This is a genomic window from Bacteroides sp. OM08-11 (assembly GCF_003438665.1).
In the GTDB taxonomy this organism is placed as follows: domain Bacteria; phylum Bacteroidota; class Bacteroidia; order Bacteroidales; family Bacteroidaceae; genus Bacteroides; species Bacteroides cutis.
Map to the genome: position 1 here is coordinate 1 of NZ_QSTJ01000011.1, position 14,505 is coordinate 14,505.

General features: G+C 40.4%; 13 protein-coding genes. 10 read left to right on the forward strand and 3 right to left on the reverse strand.

What is annotated here, in order from left to right:
- The first annotated feature begins 315 nt into the window (after positions 1–315).
- From pheT to nhaA, 10 genes are all read left to right on the forward strand, one after another.
- Positions 316–2,778 (forward strand): phenylalanine--tRNA ligase subunit beta, encoded by a 2,463-nt coding sequence (pheT, locus tag DXC10_RS15465; RefSeq protein WP_117738363.1) that lies wholly within the window; start codon positions 316–318, stop codon positions 2,776–2,778.
- 46 nt (positions 2,779–2,824) lie between these two features.
- Positions 2,825–3,568 carry a YebC/PmpR family DNA-binding transcriptional regulator gene (locus tag DXC10_RS15470; protein WP_101542557.1) on the forward strand — a complete coding sequence of 248 codons (744 nt, stop codon included), beginning with the start codon at positions 2,825–2,827 and terminating at the stop codon, positions 3,566–3,568.
- Positions 3,568–3,813 (forward strand): TIGR03905 family TSCPD domain-containing protein, encoded by a 246-nt coding sequence (locus tag DXC10_RS15475; protein ID WP_101542558.1) that lies wholly within the window; start codon positions 3,568–3,570, stop codon positions 3,811–3,813. The genes DXC10_RS15470 and DXC10_RS15475 overlap by 1 nt, the downstream gene beginning before the upstream one ends.
- Positions 3,814–3,981: 168 nt before the next feature.
- Positions 3,982–5,244 carry an Nramp family divalent metal transporter gene (locus tag DXC10_RS15480; RefSeq protein ID WP_101542559.1) on the forward strand — a complete coding sequence of 421 codons (1,263 nt, stop codon included), beginning with the start codon at positions 3,982–3,984 and terminating at the stop codon, positions 5,242–5,244.
- Positions 5,245–5,290: 46 nt separating this feature from the next.
- Positions 5,291–6,055, forward strand: coding sequence for an exodeoxyribonuclease III (locus DXC10_RS15485; protein WP_101542560.1), 765 nt, complete (start codon positions 5,291–5,293; stop codon positions 6,053–6,055).
- A gap of 4 nt (positions 6,056–6,059) precedes the next feature.
- On the forward strand, positions 6,060–6,518 hold the full coding sequence (locus DXC10_RS15490; RefSeq protein WP_101542561.1) for a C-GCAxxG-C-C family protein: 459 nt from the start codon (positions 6,060–6,062) through the stop codon (positions 6,516–6,518).
- Positions 6,519–6,673: 155 nt separating this feature from the next.
- Entirely contained in the window at positions 6,674–6,874 is a 201-nt protein-coding gene (locus DXC10_RS15495; RefSeq protein ID WP_101542967.1) for a winged helix-turn-helix domain-containing protein, read from the forward strand.
- 111 nt (positions 6,875–6,985) lie between these two features.
- Positions 6,986–8,767 carry a translation elongation factor 4 gene (gene lepA, locus DXC10_RS15500; protein ID WP_101542562.1) on the forward strand — a complete coding sequence of 594 codons (1,782 nt, stop codon included), beginning with the start codon at positions 6,986–6,988 and terminating at the stop codon, positions 8,765–8,767.
- Positions 8,768–8,846: 79 nt separating this feature from the next.
- Positions 8,847–10,025: a sodium:proton antiporter gene (locus DXC10_RS15505; protein ID WP_101542563.1), complete on the forward strand. Its 1,179-nt coding sequence runs from the start codon at positions 8,847–8,849 to the stop codon at positions 10,023–10,025.
- 57 nt (positions 10,026–10,082) lie between these two features.
- Entirely contained in the window at positions 10,083–11,399 is a 1,317-nt protein-coding gene (gene nhaA / locus DXC10_RS15510) for a Na+/H+ antiporter NhaA (protein ID WP_101542564.1), read from the forward strand.
- A 92-nt stretch (positions 11,400–11,491) separates the two neighbouring features.
- On the opposite strand, the gene rmuC is transcribed toward nhaA, so the two are convergent.
- The 3 genes from rmuC to DXC10_RS15525 form a co-directional block, all read right to left on the reverse strand.
- On the reverse strand, positions 11,492–12,874 hold the full coding sequence (gene rmuC / locus DXC10_RS15515; RefSeq protein WP_101542565.1) for a DNA recombination protein RmuC: 1,383 nt from the start codon (positions 12,872–12,874) through the stop codon (positions 11,492–11,494).
- Between the two features lies 1 nt (position 12,875).
- Positions 12,876–13,730, reverse strand: a complete 855-nt coding sequence (gene map / locus DXC10_RS15520) for a type I methionyl aminopeptidase (protein ID WP_101542566.1) — start codon at positions 13,728–13,730, stop codon at positions 12,876–12,878.
- A gap of 176 nt (positions 13,731–13,906) precedes the next feature.
- Positions 13,907–14,419, reverse strand: a complete 513-nt coding sequence (locus DXC10_RS15525) for an outer membrane beta-barrel protein (RefSeq protein WP_101542567.1) — start codon at positions 14,417–14,419, stop codon at positions 13,907–13,909.
- Between the last annotated feature and the right edge of the window lie 86 nt (positions 14,420–14,505).

Consider the following 14,505-nt stretch of genomic DNA (forward strand, 5'->3'; position numbering starts at 1 on the left):
GTGTCTACCGAGTGGTCCGATGGTGACAGAAGATGATGTACGCTATATTGTGGAGAAGATAAAAGAGGGGATAATAGATTAATATAAGTACTCGTTGCATGATTTTATTGGAGAATAATATTGTGAAACAAATTAAGGGTGTTGTAACCAATAGTATTTGTTAGTTAGATATTATAACATAGAAGGCTCCCGAACGGTGATTTATATACCGTTCGGGAGCCTTTTTTATTATTTTCTTACTGGATAATTCCCTGCCAACCAAAAAAACTTATTAACTTTGCGGGTCACTTTTGGAAACAATAAAAAAATAATGATATGAATATCTCTTATAATTGGTTGAAAGAGTATGTCGATTTTGATTTGACGCCGGATGAAGTCGCTGCTGCCTTGACTTCCATAGGATTGGAAACAGGAGGTGTAGAGGAGGTGCAAACCATTAAAGGCGGACTGGAAGGGTTGGTCATTGGGGAAGTGTTGACATGCGAACCTCATCCGAATTCAGACCACATGCACATTACTACTGTCAACTTAGGACAGGGGGAACCTGTGCAGATTGTATGCGGTGCGCCGAATGTGGCTGCCGGACAGAAAGTGGTGGTTGCTACGCTGGGGGCTAAACTGTATGATGGTGATGAATGTTTTACAATCAAGAAATCAAAACTCCGTGGTGTAGAATCCAATGGAATGATTTGTGCGGAAGATGAAATAGGAATTGGTACAGATCATGCAGGTATTATCGTATTGCCGGAAACGGCTGTGCCGGGAACACTTGCCAAGGATTACTATAATATTAAGAGTGATTATGTGCTGGAGGTAGATATTACTCCAAACCGTGCTGATGCTTGTTCACACTATGGTGTGGCTCGTGATTTGTACGCTTATCTGGTACAGAACGGAAAACAGACTGCTCTGAAGAAACCGTCTGTGGATGCTTTCGCTGTAGAAAACCATGATTTGGATATGATGGTAACGGTGGAAAATAGTGAGGCGTGTCCTCGTTATGCCGGAGTTACGGTGAAAGGGGTAACTGTGAAGGAAAGCCCGGAATGGTTACAGAATAAACTGCGTATCATCGGTTTACGTCCTATCAATAATGTAGTGGATATCACTAATTATATTGTTCATGCTTTCGGACAGCCTCTCCATTGCTTTGATGCCGATAAGATAAAAGGCGGTGAGGTAATTGTAAAAACGATGCCGGAAGGTACTCCGTTTATCACATTGGATGGGGTAGAACGTAAGTTGAATGAACGTGACCTGATGATTTGTAACAAGGAAGAGGCTATGTGTATCGCCGGGGTTTTCGGTGGTTTGGATTCCGGTTCTATGGAGACTACCAAAGATGTATTCCTTGAAAGTGCATACTTCCATCCGACGTGGGTACGTAAAACTGCCCGGCGTCATGGGTTGAATACTGATGCGTCTTTCCGTTTTGAAAGAGGTATAGATCCTAATGGTACGCTTTACTGCCTGAAGTTAGCTGCATTGATGGTCAAAGAGCTTGCCGGTGGTACGATTTCCTCTGAAATCAAAGATGTATGTGTGGCTCCTGCTCAGGATTTCAGGGTGGAACTTTCTTATGAAAAGGTACATACGATGATAGGTAAGGTTATTCCGGTAGAGACCATTAAGAGTATCGTGACAAGCTTGGAAATGAAGATTGTTGATGAAACTGCTGAAGGATTGACATTGGATGTTCCTCCTTATCGTGTAGACGTACAACGCGACTGTGACGTGATAGAGGATATTCTTCGTATTTATGGATATAATAATGTAGAAATTCCTACAACTTTGAAGTCGAGTCTGACTACGAAGGGTGAGCATGACAAGTCGAATAAATTACAAAATTTGGTTGCCGAGCAATTGGTAGGATGTGGTTTCAATGAGATTCTGAATAATTCATTGACTCGTGCCGCATATTATGATGGATTGGAATCTTATCCGTCAAAGAATCTTGTAATGTTGCTGAATCCGTTGAGTGCGGATTTGAATGCGATGCGTCAGACTTTGTTGTTCGGGGGACTGGAAAGTATTTCTCATAACGCCAATCGTAAGAATGCTGATTTGAAGTTCTTTGAATTCGGTAACTGTTATCACTATAACGAAGAGAAGAAAAATCCGGAAAAAGTACTTGCAGCCTATTCTGAAAATTATCATCTTGGTTTGTGGGTAACCGGAAAGAAGGTTTCCAATTCTTGGGCGCATCCGGATGAAAATTCTTCCGTTTATGAGTTGAAAGCATACGTTGAGAATATCTTTGCCCGTTTGGGATTGCGGATGCACGATTTGGTTATTGGTAATTTGACGGATGATATTTATGCGGCCGCTTTGTCTGTACAGACAAGAGGTGGTAAAAGACTGGCAACTTTCGGTGTAGTGACGAAAAAGTTACTGAAAGCATTTGATATAGACAATGAAGTTTATTATGCCGATTTGAATTGGAAAGAATTGATGAAAGCTATCAAGAATGTGAAGATAAGCTATTCGGAGATTTCCAAATTTCCGGCTGTGAAACGTGATTTGGCTCTGCTGATTGACAAGAAAGTGCAGTTTGCTGAAATTGAAAAAATCGCATACGACACTGAGAAGAAGTTGCTGAAGGAGGTTTCTCTCTTTGACGTTTATGAAGGCAAAAATTTGGAGGCAGGTAAGAAATCGTATGCTGTCAGTTTCTTGTTGCAAGACGAGACACAGACGTTGAATGATAAGATGATTGATAAAATCATGTCGAAACTGGTAAAGAATTTGGAAGAAAAATTAGGTGCCAAGTTGCGTTAATTAATAATTGAAGAATTAATAATTTAACATTAAATATTTTGTTCCAATGGGAAGAGCGTTTGAATATAGAAAGGCTACCAAGCTGAAAAGATGGGGGCACATGGCTAAGACCTTTACAAGACTGGGTAAACAAATTGCTATTGCGGTAAAAGCCGGTGGACCTGAACCGGAGAACAATCCGACATTACGTTCGGTAATCGCTACTTGTAAGCGTGAAAATATGCCGAAGGATAACATTGAACGTGCTATCAAGAACGCATTAGGTAAAGATCAAAGTGATTATAAGAGTATGACTTATGAGGGATATGGCCCTCATGGCGTAGCTGTATTCGTTGATACATTGACTGACAATACAACGCGTACTGTTGCCGATGTACGTTCCGTATTCAATAAATTTGGAGGAAATTTAGGCACAATGGGATCTTTGGCTTTCTTGTTTGATCATAAATGTATGTTTACTTTCAAACAAAAAGAAGGTTTGGATATGGAAGAACTCATTCTTGACCTGATTGATTATGATGTGGATGAGGACTTTGAAGTAGATGACGAAGAAGGTACAATCACAATTTATGGTGATCCGAAAAGTTATGCTGCCATTCAGAAACATTTGGAAGAATGTGGTTTTGAAGATGTGGGTGGTGATTTTACTTATATTGCCAATGACTTGAAAGAGGTTGAGCCTGAACATCGTGAGACGATTAATAAAATGATTGAGCGTCTGGAAGAGTTTGATGATGTACAAACTGTTTATACTAACATGAAGCCTGAAGAAGGCGAAGATGAAGCGTAATGACCTACACTTACAAGACTAAAGGTACATGCAGTAGTAATATTGAGCTTGAAGTTGAGGAGGGAATCATTAAGGACATTGTGTTTTGGGGTGGCTGTAATGGTAATCTGCAAGGTATTTCCCGATTAGTAAAGGGAATGCCGGTGGAGGCTGTTATTTCCCGTTTGGAAGGTATTCGTTGTGGTGGACGTCCGACTTCATGTCCCGATCAGTTATGTAAAGCGCTGCATGAAATGGGATATTAAGTCTATTTGGATTTGAATATACTGGCAAAGCCGTTTGATTGTTGTATCAAACGGCTTTTTTATTTTACTTAATATAGGGGAGGGGATAGTACTGACTTTATTTTAAACTATAAATGCTTTATATTTGTTATTATTTGAGTATTTTTACACTCAAAATAGACGAACACAATGAAGAATATTTTTAAAGATTTGAAGCGGAAAGACCATAAACGCTATCTGGGTGGTCTGGATGTTTTTAAATATATCGGTCCGGGATTACTGGTGACGGTTGGTTTTATCGATCCGGGAAACTGGGCTTCTAACTTTGCGGCAGGTTCCGAGTTTGGTTATTCATTACTTTGGGTAGTGACTTTGTCTACTATCATGTTGATTATATTGCAGCATAATGTAGCGCATTTGGGAATTGTGACCGGTTTATGTTTGTCGGAAGCTGCTACGCAATATACTCCCAAATGGGTATCTCGCCCTATATTGGGGACGGCTGTGCTGGCTTCTATTTCTACTTCACTGGCTGAAATATTAGGTGGTGCCATAGCTTTACAGATGTTATTCGATATTCCGATAATATGGGGTTCTGTGTTGACTACACTCTTTGTGTCCATTATGCTTTTTACAAACTCTTATAAAAAGATTGAGCGTTCCATCATCGCTTTTGTGTCGGTTATCGGACTCTCTTTCATTTATGAGTTATTTCTTGTAAAGATAGATTGGCCGATGGCTGTACAGGGGTGGGTGACACCTTCGTTTCCTCATGGAAGCATGTTGATTATTATGAGTGTACTGGGGGCGGTAGTGATGCCGCATAATTTATTTTTGCATTCGGAGGTAATCCAGAGCCATGAATATAATAAACAAGATGATACTTCTATTCGTAAGGTGTTGAAATATGAATTGTTTGATACGTTGTTTTCCATGATTGTGGGATGGGCTATCAACAGTGCCATGATATTGTTGGCTGCCGCTACTTTCTTTAAAAGTGGTATTCAAGTGGAAGAGTTGCAACAGGCCAAATCTTTACTGGAGCCTTTGTTGGGAAGCAGTGCGGCTGTCGTTTTTGCTTTGGCATTATTGATGGCGGGTATTTCCTCTACAATAACGAGTGGTATGGCGGCAGGCTCCATATTTGCCGGTATCTTTGGAGAATCTTATCATATAAAGGATAGTCACTCGCAAGTGGGTGTGATGTTGTCGTTGGGAATTGCTTTGTTGCTGATATTCTTTATCGGTGATGCTTTTAAAGGATTGCTGATTTCCCAAATGATACTGAGTATCCAATTACCTTTTACAGTGTTTTTACAGGTAAGCCTGACTTCTTCCCGCAGAGTAATGGGACAATATGTAAACAGTAAATGGAGTACATTTGTACTTTATGCTATTGCTGCCATTGTGACGGTTCTGAATATCATGTTATTGGTTTCAGAATTATCTTGAATGCCGATTGGTGTACTAAATGATTATTTATTAGAAATGAATTGATATGAAGATTATTACATACAACGTAAATGGATTGCGTGCCGCCGTGACGAAGGGATTTTCCGAATGGGTGGCAAAAGAACAGCCGGATGTGTTATGCTTGCAGGAAACAAAACTACAGCCTGAACAGTATCCTGCAGAGGTATTGGAACCATTGGGATATAAACATTATCTGTATTCCGCACAAAAAAAGGGATATAGCGGAGTAGCCATTCTTACGAAGCAAGAACCTGACCATGTGGAATATGGTATGGGTATTGAGGAATATGATAACGAGGGACGTTTTCTACGTGCAGATTATGGAGATATTTCTGTGGTGAGTGTATATCATCCGTCAGGAACGAGTGGGGACGAACGTCAGGCTTTTAAAATGGCTTGGTTGGAAAAGTTTCAGGAGTATGTGGTGGAGTTGCAACGTACACGTCCGAAATTAATACTTTGCGGAGATTATAATATTTGTCATGAAGCAATAGATATCCATGACCCTGTCCGCAATGCAACAAATTCTGGTTTTTTACCGGAAGAACGGGAATGGATGACGCGTTTTCTGGATGCGGGTTTTATTGATACATTCCGTTGTCTCCACCCAGGAAAACAGGAATATACGTGGTGGAGTTATCGTTTCAATTCGAGGGCCAAGAATAAAGGGTGGCGTATTGATTACTGTATGGTGAGTGAACCGGTACGTTCGCAATTGAAAGAAGCTAGAATTCTCAATGATGCCGTTCATTCGGATCACTGTCCGATGTTACTGGAAATAACGGATTAAAAAGATGATGGAAGATAGAATAGAAAAGGCGGTAGAACTTTTTAAAAGCGGTTTTAATTGTTCACAATCTGTAGTGGCCGCTTTTGCGGATATGTATGGATTTACTGAGGAACAGGCATTGCGTATGTCAGCTTCATTTGGTGGAGGTATTGGACGTATGCGACAAACGTGTGGAGCGGCCTGTGGTATGTTTCTGCTAGCAGGATTGGAAAAAGGTGCCATTGATGGTAAAGACCGTGAAGGCAAAGCTGCCAACTATGCTTTGGTACAGGAATTGGCGGAAGAATTCAAGAAACGTAATGGTTCTATGATTTGTGCAGAACTATTGGGACTCAAGAAACCGGAGGGTTCTTCTATACCGGAAGCACGTACAGAACAATATTATTCTAAACGTCCGTGTGTTAAAATGGTGGAAGAAGCTGCCAGAATATGGGTCGAATACTTGAAGATGCAACAGAAATGAAATGTTTCTTGCTGTTTTTCTGACATAATATTGAAAAAAAACAGTGATAACGTGTTATATAACATAAAAATAACTATCTTTGTCGCGGAAATAAAATCTGAATTCTTTTTTTAGAATTGGGTTTTAAAGCATGTCTAATTAAAAACAAAGAGAAAATGTTAAGAGAAAAAGCTGGTGAAACTGCAGGAAAAATTTGGAATGCACTGAATGAAACTGAGGGTTTAACTGCTAAACAAATCAAGAAAGCTACAAAATTGGTAGATAAAGATTTGTTTTTAGGTCTTGGATGGTTGTTGAGAGAAGATAAAATCTCGACAATGGAAGTTGAAGGCGAACTGTTCGTAAAATTGAACTAAAAGAAAGTAACTTGTATGTTATAAAAAAATGCGTTGGTACATTATGCTACCAACGCATTTTTTTTTGTCTTCTTCTTTTTGTATCTTTGCGCACCAAAATTTTAGAAACAAATGAAGAATATACGTAATTTTTGTATCATCGCTCATATCGATCATGGTAAATCTACTTTAGCTGACCGTCTGTTGGAGTTCACTAATACTATACAAGTGACTGAAGGACAGATGTTGGACGATATGGATTTGGAAAAGGAGAGAGGTATCACTATCAAGAGCCATGCTATCCAGATGGAGTATACGTATAAGGGCGAGAAGTATATTCTTAATTTGATTGACACTCCGGGGCATGTGGATTTTTCTTATGAAGTGTCCCGTTCTATCGCGGCTTGTGAAGGAGCACTACTCATTGTAGATGCTTCGCAGGGAGTACAGGCACAGACGATTTCCAATCTTTATATGGCTATTGAACATGATCTGGAAATTATTCCGGTTATCAATAAATGTGATATGGCTAGTGCGATGCCCGAAGAGGTGGAGGATGAAATAGTAGAATTGCTCGGTTGTAAGCGTGAGGAAATTATCCGTGCTTCCGGTAAAACGGGTATGGGAGTTGAAGAAATTCTGGCTGCGGTCATCGAACGTATTCCTCATCCTGAGGGGGATGAAGAGGCACCGTTACAAGCTTTGATTTTTGACTCTGTATTCAATTCTTTCCGGGGTATCATTGCCTATTTCAAGATTGTAAACGGTGTAATTCGTAAAGGAGATAAAGTAAAATTCTTCAATACGGGTAAAGAATATGATGCGGATGAAATCGGTGTTTTAAAGATGGATATGGTGCCTCGTCAGGAATTGCGTACTGGTGATGTAGGTTATATCATTTCGGGTATCAAGACTTCTAAGGAGGTGAAAGTGGGAGATACGATTACTCATATAGCCCGGCCGTGCAAGGAAGCTATTGCCGGTTTTGAGGAAGTGAAACCGATGGTTTTTGCGGGGGTATATCCTATTGAGGCGGAAGATTTTGAGGATTTGCGTTCTTCTTTGGAGAAACTGCAATTGAACGATGCCTCGCTGACTTTCCAGCCGGAGTCTTCATTGGCATTGGGGTTTGGCTTCCGTTGCGGATTTCTGGGATTGCTTCACATGGAGATCGTGCAGGAACGTCTGGACCGTGAGTTCGATATGAACGTGATTACTACCGTACCGAACGTATCTTATAATATATATGATAAGCAAGGGCATATGACCGAGGTACACAATCCTGGTAGTATGCCCGATCCTACCTTGATAGACCGTATTGAAGAACCCTATATCCGTGCTTCTGTAATTACTACTACCGATTATATAGGTCCCATCATGACACTCTGTCTGGGTAAACGTGGTGAATTAGTGAAACAAGAATATATTTCCGGTAATCGTGTAGAGATATATTACGATATGCCGTTAGGTGAAATTGTTATTGACTTCTATGATAAATTAAAGAGCATCTCTAAGGGATATGCCTCCTTTGATTATCACCCTCACGGTTTCCGTCCGTCCAAGTTGGTAAAATTGGATATTCTGTTGAATGGTGAACCGGTGGATGCACTTTCTACTTTGACACATTTCGATAATGCCTATGAATTAGGACGTCGTATGTGTGAGAAGTTGAAAGACCTAATTCCGAGACAACAGTTTGATATTGCTATTCAGGCAGCTATCGGTGCTAAGATTATTTCCCGTGAAACTATCAAGGCAGTGCGTAAGGACGTTACGGCAAAATGTTACGGTGGTGACGTGAGCCGTAAACGTAAGTTGCTGGAAAAGCAGAAGAGAGGAAAGAAACGTATGAAACAGATTGGCAATGTGGAAGTGCCACAGAAAGCGTTCTTGGCAGTACTGAAATTGGATTAGTTTTTAAACAATTCATATAACTTGGGGGTTGTTCTCTTTCCGTAGGGCTCTCTTGGCATCCCCTTTTAATTTTAACTAAATGAGAAAAGTTCTATCGTTTTCGGCCTTCCTGATGGTGGGCTTGTTTGTTTCCCAATATCTCCCTGTATGGGCAGGTGGAAACTATGATGCGGTAAAGGCCGTATCGAATGTACTTCTATATGTTTGCCTTGGGTTTATTATGATTAATGTAGGACGTGAGTTCGAGGTGGATAAATCCCGTTGGCAAACCTATGCAAAAGACTACTTTATCGCAATGGCTACGGCTGCTATGCCCTGGTTCTTTATTGCAATTTATTACATTTATGTCTTACTTCCTCCCGAATATTGGAATAGTTGGGAGGCTTGGAAGGAAAACTTGCTGTTGAGCCGTTTTGCGGCGCCAACCTCTGCCGGTATATTGTTCACAATGCTTGCCGCCATCGGTTTAAAATCCAGTTGGATTTATAAGAAAATTCAGGTATTGGCAATCTTCGATGACTTGGACACTATTCTTTTAATGATTCCTCTCCAGATCATGATGATTGGGCTTCGTTGGCAGCTTCTGGTAATTATTTTGATAGTGTTTCTGTTACTATCTTTGGGTTGGAAACAGTTGGGTAGGTATAACTGGCGTCAAGATTGGAAAGCTATTCTGTTGTATTCCATAGTTGTTTTTATATGTACCCAATCACTTTATCTCATCAGTAAGCATCTGTATGGAGAAGACGGAAGTATTCATATAGAAGTTCTGTTACCTGCTTTTGTACTTGGAATGGTCATGAAACATAGGGAACATGATACTCCTATGGAGCAAAAAGTATCTACGGGAATTTCATTTATTTTCATGTTTCTGGTAGGTGTCAGTATGCCTCGTTTCTTGGGAGTAGACTTTACAGAAGCTTCTGCCGGACAACATTCCGTCACTGGTTCACAGGAAATGATGTCTTGGGGAATGATTACATTACACGTGATTATCGTTTCGCTACTATCTAATGTCGGTAAGCTGTTTCCTGTCTTTTTCTACCGTGACCGTAAGTTCAGTGAGCGACTGGCACTCTCCATTGGTATGTTTACCCGTGGGGAAGTAGGAGCAGGGGTCATATTTATAGCCTTGGGATACAATTTAGGTGGACCGGCATTGATAATTTCGGTACTCACTATAGTACTTAACTTGATTTTAACAGGTATATTTGTACTGTGGGTGAAGAGGTTGGCGCTGATAAGCTATAAGGAATAGTCCTATATGGACTTTCCTTCTTGACGAAAAGACCAAAATCTTAAATCAATAATACTTATGATTATTCTACGTACTGTGAAAAACATCTCGTCGCTGAATATCGTGGCGAGTATTTTGCTATTCTTGACAGCTATTATGGCTGCCATTATTGCAAACTCATCGATGGCACCCGTTTACTTGAATTTTCTTTCGCAAGAATTGCATTTGCGTATCGGTGATTTTAACTTGTTGTCTCATGCCGGTCATCCGTTGATAATGATTGAGTTTATCAACGACTGTTTGATGACCATTTTCTTCTTGGCAGTAGGACTGGAGATAAAACGGGAATTGCTTGTAGGAGAATTGTCCTCTTTTCGTAAAGCCTCCTTGCCATTTATTGCTGCTTGTGGCGGTATGTTGGTACCGGTTTTAATTTATTCATGTTTAGTAGTTTCTGATACTCCCGAGACACGAGGTATGGCAATACCGATGGCTACGGATATAGCTTTTTCATTGGGTGTCCTCAGTTTATTGGGAAAACGTGTTCCACTAAGTTTGAAGATATTTTTGACAGCGTTTGCTGTAGTAGATGATATTGGTGGTATTCTGGTGATTGCCATTTTTTACAGTTCTGAGGTTGCCTATGGCTATTTAATTGTGGCGGCTATATTGTATGTATTCCTTTATTATATGGGAAAGTTCGGTATGACACAAAAAATTTTCTTTCTCTTCTTTGGAATAATTATTTGGTATTTATTTCTTCAATCAGGTGTTCACAGTACTATTTCGGGGGTGATACTGGCATTTGTTATTCCTGCCCGTCCCCGTTTGGATGTCGGAAAATATATAAAGCGCATTCGTGATGTAATTAGTACATTTCCTGTGTCCGATTCGGATAAAATAGTATTGACAAATGAACAAATAGCCACATTGAAACAAGTGGAGCAAGCTTCTGATTTTGTGATAAGTCCGTTACAATCATTGGAAGATAATCTACATGGTACTGTAAATTTCATTATCTTGCCGCTGTTTGCTTTTGCCAATGCAGGAGTGGTGTTTAGTGGAGAAAGTAGTGTAGTGGGAGACGTAAGTATAGCTGTTGCTGCAGGTCTACTTTTGGGCAAATTCTTGGGTATCTATCTGTTTACTTGGCTCACGATTAAAAGCGGATTGGTATTGATGCCTTCCGGTATGAACTGGAAGAATATTGCCGGTGTGTCTTTGCTGGGTGGTATCGGGTTTACTGTTTCCCTGTTCATTGCCAATCTTTCTTTTGCAGGGACTTATCCTGAACTGCTGAACCAAGCTAAGTTCGGAGTACTTTGGGGAACTGTGTTTGCAGGTATACTGGGGTATATTGTACTGAATGCGGTATTACCAAAAGCCCCCAAATAGAAACCCTCTATATATCCATTTGAGAACGGCACGCCTGATAATAGCGTGCCGTTGGATCATATATAGTATGAAAACTATTAATATATTTACTCTTATTCCGGTTTTTTCATTTTTCCCTCTTCCTGTATTTCTTCTTTTGGTAATAGTCTTGCCGAAATTCTTTTCTTGGGGGTCAAACTCATGTCTTTCAGCATTTCGGCTTGGCGCACCACACTGCCGTTTCCTTCGGATAACTGGTTGCATGCCTTGTCATAGTCTTTTTGCAAATTGTTCAATCGGTCACCAATGGATAGGAAAGTATCGGTGAAACCTACTATTTTTTCGTAAAGGGATGTACCGCGTTTGATGATTGCTTCCACATTTTTTACTTGATTCTCCCGTTTCCACAAGTCGAGTGATAAACGGAGAGCACTGATCAGATTAGTTGGACTCATTAATACCACTTTCTTATTGTAGGCATATTCCCAGATATTGGTGTCGCTCTGTATGGCGAGTAAGTAAGCTCCTTCGGTAGGAATAAACATCATCACGAAATCAGGTGCTTTGGTGTCGTAGCGTGAATAATCTTTCCGGCTAAGTTCATCAATGTGGTTACGGACGGATTGCAGGTGTGCCTTGAGCCAGCGCGACTGTTCTTCTTTATCGCCGGCGGAGGTGTAGGCGCTGTAAGCTGTAAGCGATACTTTGGAGTCGATTATCATTTCCCGTTCATCAGGGTATTTGATGAGAATATCCGGCTGCATTTTCTGCCCGCTTTCTTCGTTGGTTAGCACTTCGCCCCGTTCGTCTTTCAGAAACTCCTGGCGGAAATAGTGTTCACCTTCTATCAAACCGGAGGATTGTAACAGGCGTTCCAGTATCATTTCACCCCAGTTTCCCTGCATCTTGGAATCACCTTTCAGGGCACGCGTCAGGTTGTTGGCATCTTCACTGAGACGGTTGTTCAACTCTACCAATTCTTTGATACGCTCTCCAAGAGAAAAACGTTCTTTGGCTTCTGTACTGTACACTTGTTCTACTTTTTCCTTGAAATCTTTGAGATTGTCCCCGAACGGACGGAGCAGGTTATTAATGTGTTCGGCATTCAGTTTCGTGAAGTCTTCGGTTTTGCTTTGAAAAATACGGTTAGACAGATTTTCAAACTCCGTGTTCATACGTTTGTGCAGAGTCTCGGCTTCCTCTTTTTGTTGGAGAAGACGTTGTTCCCATTGTTTCTGCTGCTCAACCAGGCGTTCATTGAAAGAACGTTCCTGTTGGGAAAAACGTTCCTCATACGAATGTGCCTGCTCGCTGAGACGCTCTTCGTACGAACGAGATTGTTCGTTGATACGTTCTGAGAGCATCTGATTGAGTAATATTTCTCTTTCTTTAGTTGCGTCTAATTGCGCTTTCTGTGCAGCGACTTTTCTGCCGTTGATCAGATAACCCACAATAAAGCCTACAACAATCCCTATTACCAATAACAATATATCCATTTTATTGCGTCAAAATCTCGTTTCCGTTTTCAGTAATCAAAATCATGCTTTCCCATTGTGCAGAAGGCAGTCCGTCGTCGGTGCATACGGTCCAACCATCGGCTTCATCAATAAAGACTTCATAGGTTCCCATGTTAATCATAGGTTCTATGGTAAATGTCATGCCCGGTACAATCAACATACCCGTACCTCGCTTACCGAAATGTTCTACGTCCGGTTCCTCATGGAATTTGATGCCGACACCATGTCCGCAAAGGTCGCGTACAACACTATAACCATTCTTTTCGGCATGTTCCTGAATGACTGCCCCCACATCACCGAGACGTGCCCAGGGTTGTGCTGCCTGAATACCTAAGTCACGGCATTCCTTGGTCACTTGTACCAATCGTTGTAGTTCGGGTTTTACGTCACCAATCATATACATACGCGACGCATCAGAGAAATATCCTTTGTATATGGTAGATACATCTACGTTTACAATATCCCCGCTACGAAGAAACTCCTTAGTACTGGGGATACCATGGCACACGACGTCATTGATACTGACACATACACTTTTTGGAAATCCCTCATACATAAAAGGAGCTGGGATGGCATCATGGTCTGTCGTAAAGCAATATACCATGTGGTCGATTTCGGCAGTGGACATACCTTCACGGATATTTGCGGAAATATAGTCCAATAGTGCGGTATTGATTTTGGCACTTTCACGAATACCAGCTAATTGTTCTGCGGTACGTAGTACATTCCGCATTGGCAGTTTATACCCTTCTTTTTTATAATGTTGGATTTTGGTTTCTACTTCGTCAGAGTAGCTTTTAGGAGTAAATCGTGCTCCACTCATAAATTTTTTCATTGTTCCTCTTATTTTTGGTATTGCAAAAGTACAATTTTTCTATTGTTTCTTTTACTTTCTTCGGAAGGAAGTGTAATTTTGGATATATTTCTATCTTTATGATAATCAGAAAATATAAGAAAGGGATGTTATGCCATTCATAACATCCCTTTCTTATATAGAATTTTTATTTGAAACTAGAATTCATAATGGAAACCGAATGAAAGATCTTCACTGGTGAAAGCAAAACCATAACCATTATCGCCAACTACATAGTCATCACGATAGCCTAAAAATCCACATTTACCGATAAGACTGAATTTATCATTCAACTTAATTGCAATACCCGGCTTAAAACCTATTTCAAAACCGTTTACTGAATCGTGCTCTTTTATCTTCTTAGTAGAAAAACCAAGGCCGCCATCAATAAACAAGCGAACAATTTTGTTTTCGTAAAAAGAATACCTTGCGTATGGAGCAAGTGCAAATGCGTTAGCTTTTATTCCGTCTACTTTTGTATGTACAAAATTCAAAATACCACCAACAGCCCATTTTTCATTTAAATTGTAACCAATCTCTGGTGATAGAGCAAAGCTTGTTGCATCAGCATCTTCGTTATGCCATAAGCCAACTGTTCCTCCCACGTAAATCTGTGCTTTGATTGATAGAGCAATCATTACCACAAATAAAAACATTACAATCTTTTTCATCTTTTCTTTTACCTTTTTAATTAATAAATTGTGGTTAGTTATGTCTGCAGAGTTATACCTGCATTTATTGGGGCGCAAAAGTATAT

Coding starts and splice junctions, on each gene's coding strand:
- DXC10_RS15495 (WP_101542967.1), top strand. CDS start 6,674: ATGTTAAGAGAAAAAGCTGGTGAAACTGCAGGAAAAATTTGGAATGCA.
- DXC10_RS15505 (WP_101542563.1), top strand. CDS start 8,847: ATGAGAAAAGTTCTATCGTTTTCGGCCTTCCTGATGGTGGGCTTGTTT.
- rmuC (WP_101542565.1), bottom strand. CDS start 12,874: ATGGATATATTGTTATTGGTAATAGGGATTGTTGTAGGCTTTATTGTG.
- DXC10_RS15470 (WP_101542557.1), top strand. CDS start 2,825: ATGGGAAGAGCGTTTGAATATAGAAAGGCTACCAAGCTGAAAAGATGG.
- DXC10_RS15475 (WP_101542558.1), top strand. CDS start 3,568: ATGACCTACACTTACAAGACTAAAGGTACATGCAGTAGTAATATTGAG.
- nhaA (WP_101542564.1), top strand. CDS start 10,083: ATGATTATTCTACGTACTGTGAAAAACATCTCGTCGCTGAATATCGTG.
- DXC10_RS15490 (WP_101542561.1), top strand. CDS start 6,060: ATGATGGAAGATAGAATAGAAAAGGCGGTAGAACTTTTTAAAAGCGGT.
- DXC10_RS15525 (WP_101542567.1), bottom strand. CDS start 14,419: ATGAAAAAGATTGTAATGTTTTTATTTGTGGTAATGATTGCTCTATCA.
- pheT (WP_117738363.1), top strand. CDS start 316: ATGAATATCTCTTATAATTGGTTGAAAGAGTATGTCGATTTTGATTTG.
- lepA (WP_101542562.1), top strand. CDS start 6,986: ATGAAGAATATACGTAATTTTTGTATCATCGCTCATATCGATCATGGT.
- map (WP_101542566.1), bottom strand. CDS start 13,730: ATGAAAAAATTTATGAGTGGAGCACGATTTACTCCTAAAAGCTACTCT.
- DXC10_RS15480 (WP_101542559.1), top strand. CDS start 3,982: ATGAAGAATATTTTTAAAGATTTGAAGCGGAAAGACCATAAACGCTAT.
- DXC10_RS15485 (WP_101542560.1), top strand. CDS start 5,291: ATGAAGATTATTACATACAACGTAAATGGATTGCGTGCCGCCGTGACG.